This window comes from Mucilaginibacter sp. GW821-FHT07G05 (genome assembly GCF_059418565.1).
Genome location: NZ_JBWKQC010000016.1, coordinates 58841 through 67318 on the forward strand (window position 1 = coordinate 58841; position 8478 = coordinate 67318).

Genomic DNA, 8478 nt, shown 5'->3' on the forward strand with positions numbered 1-8478 from the left:
ACTATAAATATATCAGTATATATGAAAATAAAATGTGCGTCGCACACATTTTTCTGTTCATTTTACCGGCTAAAACCTTTATTTAAACTGTAGGATAACTTTTTTACCCGAAATATTTTCCAGCAAGGGCTTGAATATCAGCTGTGCATTGTCGCGGGCCTTACCTAAAATATTCATCTGCTTGCTATCGTCGAGTATCTTTTTTTCGGCCAGTTTGTATACATCCTCCACCATATCTTTAGTGGTACTTGCAAACCAGGTGCCGGTAACATCATACACGCGCGATTGCTTGTGGTCTATCTTTGAATAGCAAATTTCGGGCTGGGGCAGCACCACAATTACGCTATCCTTACTTTGGGTGATATTCTCTTGTTTTACCTTGGTTAAATCGATGCATGCGGTTACCTCGCCAACGGCCAAAAAGAGTACCTTTTCGTCGGGCAAAATGCTGTGTACCTTGCGCTCCTCCACAATATCTTTCATGGTATATTTAACCAGTTCGAGCTTGCCCATGCTGGTTATTTTTTGCACCATTACCACCTGGCTCACCTCTGTTTTAGTATTGGTAAGCTCGTGTTTAATGTAAAAGAACATAAATACCAGAAAGCCCACTATCACCAGGGATATTACAAGACTTAATGAGATACGGCTGCGACTGCTATTGAACATATTTTAAATTGTTTTTAAACTAAAAGAGCAGACACTACATCTGCTCTTTTAGTTTAATCAGTATAATGTAAATTAAGCGTATTGTACGGCCAGGGTAATTGGCACGCTCAGCGCTTTTGATACAATGCAATTGGCTTTCGCGCCTTCGGCAATTTGCTTAAAGGTTTCTTCAGATACACCTTCAATGGCTGAAGCTTTAAGATCTAAATGGATCCCGTTGATGTTCAAGGCTACCATATCCAGATCCAGAATAGCATCGGTGGTTAAATCGCCCGGTACAAAACCAGCCTGCGTTAAAGCAGCGCCAACAGCCATAGTAAAGCAACCTGCATGCGCGGCAGCAATCAGCTCTTCAGGATTGGTGCCCACACCTTCTTCAAAGCGGGTTTTAAATGAGTACTGTGTTTTGTTAAGGGTGGTGCTTTGGGTAGTGATCTCACCTTTACCTTCTTTCAGTGTTCCGGCCCAATGGGCGTTTGCTGTACGTTTCATAGTTTGTGTTTAAAATTGCTGATAAGTAAATACGTAAAGTTATTAAATTGTTTAAAGATATATCGAATCTTCAGATTATGCTTTGGTTACCATTTGGCTCTTTCGTACTGTACGGGCCATTTGATATCGTCGCCCAGCTCGTGCGCCGCACGCAGCGGGAAATGCGGATCACGTAGTAGCTCACGCGCCATTACGATCAGGTCGGCTTGCTCTGCTTGCAATATCTCTTCGGCTTGTTTGGCTTCGGTGATCAGGCCAACAGCACCTGTCAATATAGCTGCCTGCTGTTTAATGGCTTCGGCAAATTCTACCTGGTAGCCGGGTTTAACCGGTATTTTAATACCGGGCATAATACCGCCAGTTGAAGAATCTATCAGGTCTACACCTTTATCTTTAAGCACCCTGGCTAATTGTACCGAATCATCAATGGTGATACCGCCGTCTGCCCAATCAGTAGCCGATATACGCACGAAAAGTGGCAGGTCTGCCGGCCATACTTCGTTTACGGCATCAACCACCTGTAACAACAGGCGAATGCGGTTTTCGAAACTGCCGCCATATTCGTCGGTACGTTTATTGGTTAACGGCGATAAAAACTGGTGGATAAGGTAACCATGCGCGGCGTGTACTTCTATCAGTTTAAAACCGGCTTCAATAGCGCGTAGGGTGGCCGCCTTAAAATCGGCTATTACTTTATCTATACCTGCTTTATCCAGCTCAACCGGGGCTTCGGTACCGGCTGCAAAGGGTACTGGGCTTACCGAAACGGTTTGCCAGCCCGAAGGATCAGCAGATGGGATCAGTTTGCCGCCATTCCATGGTTCGGTATGGCTGGCTTTGCGGCCTGCATGCGCCAGTTGAATACCCGCTACGGCACCATGCTCCTGTATAAAACCGGTGATCTCTTTCAGCTTTTCAATTTGTTCATCTTTCCAGATCCCCAAGTCGGAAGGAGAGATGCGACCTTCCGGCGACACAGCGGCAGCCTCGGTAATAATAAGCCCGGCACCGCCTACGGCCATAGCACCTAAGTGTACCAGGTGCCAGTTATTGGCAAAGCCATCGGTAGCTGAGTATTCGCACATGGGCGATACCACAATGCGGTTTTTGAATGTTATGTTTTTTATGGTAAGGGGAGAAAATAGTTTGCTCATTTCTTGTATTTTTCTGCAAATGTAAAGTAAGGTAACACACATTTTTCAGCTTTGTGTCATCATAAATACCGCAAACACGTAAATGATATTCAGCAAACAATTTAGCTGTAAATGTTGACAAGAACCACTAAATTAATTAATGGTATTTTTGCAGACAGCTATACGGAAGTTTAACCCAAAAACATTTTTTATTTGACTACCTATACTACCTTAATTATACTTTGCGGACTGGTAATTTTCTCGTACCTGTTCGATCTGATTGCCGGGCGCACCAAGCTGCCATCGGTATTGTTGTTGCTGTTTTTAGGTATCGGCATAAAGCAACTGGTTACCTATTTTAACCTTGGCACGTTTGATTTCAGCAAGATGCTACCCGCCCTGGGAACCCTGGGTTTGATACTGATCGTGTTTGAGGGCGCGCTCGAACTGAAGTATAGTCCGGAGAAGAATGCCGTTATCAAAAAGTCCTTCTTTTCAGCGTTATTCATTCTATTGGCTACTACCGCCGCCATAACCGCCATTATCAATTACATCACCGGCGAAAGTGTTTACCGCAGCTTGGTGAATGCTATTCCGTTTTGTGTGGTAAGTTCGGCTATCGCCATTCCTTCGGCCTCGGGTTTACGGAAGGATAAAAAGGAGTTTATTATCTATGAATCATCCTTTTCAGATATCCTGACCATCATCCTATTCAACTTTACCATCAGCAACAGTAGTTTTGATTTGAAAGCCTTTACCGGTTTGGGTGTAGAACTGATAACTATCTTGCTGTTCGCCGTGGTTTCGTGCCTGTTCCTGCTTTACCTTATCCGTAAGATCACCCACCATGTAAAGTTCTTCCTCATCATATCCATCATTATTTTGGTGTATGCCATAGGGCAGTCTTATCACTTGTCGTCGCTAATTGTGGTGCTGTCGTTCGGTTTGTTCCTGAACAACGCCGGGCAAATCAAATTTCCATGGTTCAGAAAGCATTTCCTGTATCCAACGCTTAATCACGAGTTGAAGCAGTTGCTGCAATTATCGGCCGAAAGCGCTTTTTTAATGCGTACTTTCTTCTTTATCATTTTTGGTTTTACGATGGATGTCGCTCAATTGCAGGATGCGGGTTTATTGATCACCGGCGGAGTGATACTGGTGTCTATTTACCTCATCCGTTTACTCTACATCAAACTGGTATCAAAAACCGACCTGATGCCCGAACTGGTATTGATTCCCCGCGGATTGATCAGCGTGTTGCTTTATTATAACTTACCCAATCAGCTTAAAATACCGCAAATAGGCACAGGCTTGTTGTTCATAGTAGTACTGGCCACCAGCATTCTCATGAGCCTGGGTTTATTAAGCTCAAAAAAGCACGCGGCGGTTAAGAATCAGGAATTTGAAGATGTGTAGATTACGGCGTAGTTAATGCCACAGGTAATATCTTCCCGTTAAAGAATTTATGGCCGGTAAGCGCGAAATCGGCAATGTATTTACCCATCTCAAAAGCCATCACCGGCGATTCGTAACCCGGGAAGGCTTTCTCCAGCATTTCGGTTTGTGCCGAACCAAGGGCAAGGCAGTTTACCTTGATCTGTTGTTCGGCTAATTCCTGTGCTAAGCATTCGGTAAGGGTATGCAAAGCCGCCTTACTGGCCGAGTAAGCCGACAGTCCGGGGAATTTAGAGCTGCCCTGGTAGCCGCCCATGCTGCCTATGTTGAGGATGTGCGAGTTGGCCGGCATTATGTCAACCACGCTCTTTATCATGCGTACGTGGCCTAAAAAGTTACTTTGCAGCATTTCTACAAAATCCATTTCCTCTAACTCGGCAAATGGCTTGTTGATGAGCACACCCGCGTTATTGATCAGCACATCTACCCTGTTATCAAAATGCGAGGCGATGAACCGGCGAAGATCGTTATGATCATCATGCACAATATCAAAAGCAAGGGCATACAGCGTACAATCTGGGTTGATCCCCTTGGCAATTTCCAGTAAACGCTCCAGCTTATCCTGCGAACGCGCGAGGGCTATTACGTTATGCTGTCCGGATAAAGTCAATTCAATTACGGCTTCAAAACCTACGCCGCTGCTGGCTCCTGTTATAATAATGTTCATGTAATTTGCTGTTTACAATGATGTTGTTTCCTGGTCTTGCTCTTCAATACCTTTTAGGCCGTCTTCCAATCGTTTAGGCCTCAAAACATAGTAGATACCCAGTAAGGCAACCGTTAACGAGATAATATAAAATGAGCTGGGCAAAAATACCGCCAAACTTTCATCCATCGGGAATACCTTGGTAAGCTGCTGAAAAACAGTTTCGCGGATACCTACGCCGCCCACACTAATAGGGATAATGGCCGCCAGGGCCGAAATAAGGAACGACAACAGGTAAGGGGCAAACTTGCCTTCAAAATCCTGCCCGAACAATACGAATACAATGGCCAACAATTGCAGCGATTGCACCAGCACCGCCTTGGCATGCGCCTGGAAAAAGTATTTAGTGTACTCCCTGAAGAATTTATAAGCAACGAAGTAATACACTGCCGAACCCGCTAAAAATATTCCCAGCGGAATGGTAATGTGTATATCTATCTGCGGGATCAGGAATATCAGTGCCACCGTGATGAGGCCTATGGCCCATAAGCCGCTCAGCCTGTCGAACATAATGGCCCAGAACATTTTTTTGCCGGGCAGTTTGTAGTTTTTATTGAGCAGGTAAATTTTGTAGCCATCGCCGCCTATACCGCCAGGTAATAGGAAATTATAGAACAGCCCCAGCAGGTAAAGCCTGAAATTGAACCTGAAATCGAGATTTAAACCTATCGACCTGAAGAAACTCAACAACCGCCATGATGAGGCGATAATGGAGATAAAAAAGCTGATCAACGCTGCCAGCATCCACCAGTAATTGGCATGCAGCATCCTGTTTTTAACCGATGCGAAGGGCACATTACGAAAAACGTAGTAAAGCAATACGCCGGTAACCGCGAATTTTAAAAGCGTTTTGGTTACGCTCCACAGTTTCTCCTTTGGAGTTTTGGGCTTTTCCGGATCTTCAATTTCTGCCATTGCCTGCAAAACTAATAAAATGAATGCATATCAAAACGTTAACTTTTGTTAAGCAATGGTATGTACTTTGTTATGATAGTTTTGACACAAGGGTTAATATTAAAGTAGTATTTTTGCGGAAAATTTGAAGGAATGAGCAAAGTAAAAGTAGGTGTTGTACAAATGAGTTGTGTTGCCGATAAGCAGCAGAACCTGGATAAAGCTATTGTTAAGGTGCGTGAGGCCGCTGCAAAAGGCGCGCAGATCGTTTGTTTACAGGAGTTGTTTACTTCATTATATTTTTGTGATGAAGAAAATTACGACAACTTTAAACTGGCCGAAACAATCCCCGGTCCGTCAACAGATGTGCTTTCTGCCCTCGCGGCCGAACTTAACGTGGTAATTATCGCTTCATTGTTTGAAAAACGCGCACAAGGTGTTTACCATAACACTACCGCCGTGCTTGATGCCGATGGCGCTTACCTTGGTAAATACCGCAAAATGCACATTCCAGATGATCCGGGTTTTTACGAAAAGTTTTACTTTACCCCCGGCGATCTGGGCTACAAAGTTTTCAATACCAAATTCGCCAAGATCGGTGTTCTGATCTGCTGGGATCAATGGTATCCTGAAGCTGCCCGCATTACCGCGCTTATGGGTGCCGAAATACTGTTTTATCCAACCGCTATTGGCTGGGCCACCACGCAGGATGAGGAAACCAATACCGACCAATACAACGCATGGCAAACCATACAGCGTTCGCACTCGGTAGCCAACGGCGTACACGTGGTAAGCGTGAACAGGGTAGGCGAAGAAGCGGGCGTTAAATTCTGGGGTGGTTCGTTCGTGTCAAACCCGTTTGGCAAGCTGCTTTACCAGGCATCACCCGATGCGGAAGAAGTAACCGTACACGAACTCGACCTGGAAAAAACAGACTACTACCGCAGCCACTGGCCTTTCCTGCGCGATCGTCGTATAGAAACATACCAGCCGATCACGAAGCGGTTAATCGACGAGGACTGAATTTTTTAGTCAGAAAGTCCGGAAGACGGGAAGTCCGGAAGATAAAGGTTTTAAAATAGAGAAGTCAGAAAGTATATTTGAAGGGCAAGCCTATGGGATTTAAGTTTGAAAAGTTAATGGTTTGGCAAAAGGCGGTTGACCTGTCTGCAGCCATTCATGAATTATGTAAAACATTTCCAAAAGATGAGCTCTTTATTCTTACTTCGCAAATTAAGCGTGCTGCAGATTCTGTATCCTTAAATATCGCCGAAGGTTCAACAGGGCAATCCAATTTGGAGTTTAATAAGTTTTTAGGTTACGCTTTGCGATCAAATATTGAAGTTGTGAGTGCGCTATATCTCGCCCAACGCAGAAATATTATACATCAGGAAGACTTTTTACGAATATACAATCAATGCGAAGAGATCTTAGTTATGATCAATTCGCTACGTAATTCTTTGATAAAAAGTAATAAACAATAGGATCACAATAGTTAGGGATTTACACTTCCGGATTCGCCGTTGCTTCCGGGCTAAAAGTTTGTTCAATGACAATAAATAAAAAAGACATTCAACTTCCGGACTTCCGGACTTCCGGACTTTCGGACTTAAGTGGTTTCCACTTCCCCGCCGAATGGGCGCCGCATACTGCTACCTGGCTGAGCTGGCCGCATAAGGAGGCTTCGTGGCCGGGTAAAATACAGATGATATACCGCCGCTATTGCGAGTTTATTAAAGAACTTACCGCGGGCGAACTGGTGCGCATTAACGTGGTGAATAAAGAAATGGAAGCCTTCGCGCAGCATCAGTTACAACTGGTGGATGCTGATCTGGATAAGATCGAATTCTTTGAGTTTCCTACCAACGATGCCTGGTGCAGGGATCATGGTCCGGCCTTTTTAATTAACGCGGAGACTAAAAAGAAGATTGTGGTAGATTGGGGCTACAATGCCTGGGGCGATAAATATCCTCCATACGATCTGGATGATGTGATCCCTACCAAAATTGCCAACTATTACGATCTGCCGGTTTATCATCCTGGTATTGTGATGGAAGGTGGTTCGGTTGATTTTAATGGTAAGGGTACAGTGCTTACTACTACAGCCTGCCTGCTTAATAAAAACCGTAACCCGCATTTAAATCAGCAGCAAATAGAAGCCTACCTGCAAAATTACTATGGCGCAGAACAGGTGTTATGGCTGGGCGATGGTATTATCGGCGATGATACCGACGGCCACATTGATGATATTACCCGTTTTGTAAATGAAGATACCGTAGTAACGGTAGTTGAAGAGAACAAGAACGACGAAAATTACCATATCCTGCAAGAGAACCTGCAATCGCTTAACAGCATGCGAATGCTCAATGGTAAGCAACTGAATATAATCGAACTGCCAATGCCCGATCCGGTGATCTATGACGATCAGCGTTTACCGGCTTCATACGCTAACTTCTATATTGGTAATGCCGCGGTGGTGGTACCCACTTACCGTTGTGCCAATGATGATAAAGCTTTGGATATACTAACGCAATGTTTCCCTGACAGAAAGGTAGTAGGTATTGATTCTACCGATATTATCTGGGGCCTTGGCAGTTTCCACTGCCTAAGCCAGCAGGAACCTAAGGTATAAGGAAGGCTTTGGAAATTTGTTGATTAAGTAGCTGATTGTAAGCATTCCGGCAAAATATCGTCATTGCGAGGAACAAAGTAATCTCTACTTAGGCTGTGCTTGTGCTGTAATTAACGTTGGTCTGCTCATTGCCGCAGGGGCTATTACTTTTGTCGCCACAAAAGGTAACAAAAAGGCTTGTCCAGCAAAAGGCTTCTTTGCCGCACGAGGCTATTGCCCTGCAAACCGTGCAGAACTTGGGGCTGGAACTTTTGCCCTGCCGCTCATTTCCACCCCACATGCAACAAGTTCACTATGCCCGCCTTTGCGCTCTTGGCCAACACAGTTCTGCCCGTTTTCGCCCGAAGCTGTTTGCTGACGGGAACGAGACTTCCGAAGTTTTAAAAACTTCGGAAGTCTTACTCTAAAAAACATGTGATTTGTCTCGTCCTAAAAAAAGTTTACAGGTTTTTAAGATAGTCCTGTCATGTGTTTACGGTTACAGTGATGTCCTGGGC

General features: G+C 44.6%; 9 protein-coding genes. 4 read left to right on the forward strand and 5 right to left on the reverse strand.

From position 1 onward, the window contains the following. Positions 1-78: 78 nt before the first annotated feature. The 3 genes from AC07NA_RS25390 to namA all read right to left on the reverse strand — a co-directional run bounded on the left by AC07NA_RS25390 (position 79) and on the right by namA (position 2315). Positions 79-669, reverse strand: a complete 591-nt coding sequence (locus AC07NA_RS25390; RefSeq protein WP_345214073.1) for a DUF4230 domain-containing protein — start codon at positions 667-669, stop codon at positions 79-81. Between the two features lie 72 nt (positions 670-741). Further along, on the reverse strand, positions 742-1161 hold the full coding sequence (locus tag AC07NA_RS25395) for an OsmC family protein (protein WP_345214074.1): 420 nt from the start codon (positions 1159-1161) through the stop codon (positions 742-744). A gap of 86 nt (positions 1162-1247) precedes the next feature. Continuing rightward, complete coding sequence (namA, locus tag AC07NA_RS25400) at positions 1248-2315, reverse strand: NADPH dehydrogenase NamA (RefSeq protein ID WP_494900790.1); 1068 nt, start codon at positions 2313-2315, stop codon at positions 1248-1250. A gap of 192 nt (positions 2316-2507) precedes the next feature. Here namA and AC07NA_RS25405 point away from each other — a divergent pair, with 192 nt between their 5' ends. Next, on the forward strand, positions 2508-3710 hold the full coding sequence (locus tag AC07NA_RS25405) for a cation:proton antiporter domain-containing protein (RefSeq protein ID WP_494900791.1): 1203 nt from the start codon (positions 2508-2510) through the stop codon (positions 3708-3710). A 1-nt stretch (position 3711) separates the two neighbouring features. Here the strand turns inward: AC07NA_RS25405 and AC07NA_RS25410 are convergent, their stop codons facing one another. Both AC07NA_RS25410 and AC07NA_RS25415 read right to left on the reverse strand, forming a co-directional pair. After that, the gene (locus AC07NA_RS25410) at positions 3712-4416 is read right to left on the reverse strand and encodes an SDR family NAD(P)-dependent oxidoreductase (protein WP_494900793.1); all 705 of its coding nucleotides are present in this window, start codon (positions 4414-4416) and stop codon (positions 3712-3714) included. Positions 4417-4428: 12 nt separating this feature from the next. Then, entirely contained in the window at positions 4429-5370 is a 942-nt protein-coding gene (locus AC07NA_RS25415) for a lysylphosphatidylglycerol synthase transmembrane domain-containing protein (protein WP_494900795.1), read from the reverse strand. Positions 5371-5502: 132 nt separating this feature from the next. Here AC07NA_RS25415 and AC07NA_RS25420 point away from each other — a divergent pair, with 132 nt between their 5' ends. The 3 genes from AC07NA_RS25420 to AC07NA_RS25430 all read left to right on the forward strand — a co-directional run bounded on the left by AC07NA_RS25420 (position 5503) and on the right by AC07NA_RS25430 (position 7981). Further along, positions 5503-6372: a carbon-nitrogen hydrolase gene (locus tag AC07NA_RS25420; protein ID WP_494900796.1), complete on the forward strand. Its 870-nt coding sequence runs from the start codon at positions 5503-5505 to the stop codon at positions 6370-6372. Between the two features lie 92 nt (positions 6373-6464). Next, positions 6465-6833 carry a four helix bundle protein gene (locus AC07NA_RS25425; RefSeq protein ID WP_494900798.1) on the forward strand — a complete coding sequence of 123 codons (369 nt, stop codon included), beginning with the start codon at positions 6465-6467 and terminating at the stop codon, positions 6831-6833. Positions 6834-6898: 65 nt separating this feature from the next. Next, positions 6899-7981: an agmatine deiminase family protein gene (locus AC07NA_RS25430; protein WP_494900799.1), complete on the forward strand. Its 1083-nt coding sequence runs from the start codon at positions 6899-6901 to the stop codon at positions 7979-7981. The last annotated feature ends 497 nt before the right edge of the window (positions 7982-8478 follow it).

Excerpts from the sequence above, each read along its gene's own strand:
- AC07NA_RS25395 (WP_345214074.1), bottom strand. The coding sequence starts at position 1,161 with ATGAAACGTACAGCAAACGCCCATTGGGCCGGAACACTGAAAGAAGGT.
- AC07NA_RS25420 (WP_494900796.1), top strand. The coding sequence starts at position 5,503 with ATGAGCAAAGTAAAAGTAGGTGTTGTACAAATGAGTTGTGTTGCCGAT.
- AC07NA_RS25390 (WP_345214073.1), bottom strand. The coding sequence starts at position 669 with ATGTTCAATAGCAGTCGCAGCCGTATCTCATTAAGTCTTGTAATATCC.
- AC07NA_RS25415 (WP_494900795.1), bottom strand. The coding sequence starts at position 5,370 with ATGGCAGAAATTGAAGATCCGGAAAAGCCCAAAACTCCAAAGGAGAAA.
- AC07NA_RS25410 (WP_494900793.1), bottom strand. The coding sequence starts at position 4,416 with ATGAACATTATTATAACAGGAGCCAGCAGCGGCGTAGGTTTTGAAGCC.
- AC07NA_RS25430 (WP_494900799.1), top strand. The coding sequence starts at position 6,899 with ATGACAATAAATAAAAAAGACATTCAACTTCCGGACTTCCGGACTTCC.
- namA (WP_494900790.1), bottom strand. The coding sequence starts at position 2,315 with ATGAGCAAACTATTTTCTCCCCTTACCATAAAAAACATAACATTCAAA.
- AC07NA_RS25425 (WP_494900798.1), top strand. The coding sequence starts at position 6,465 with ATGGGATTTAAGTTTGAAAAGTTAATGGTTTGGCAAAAGGCGGTTGAC.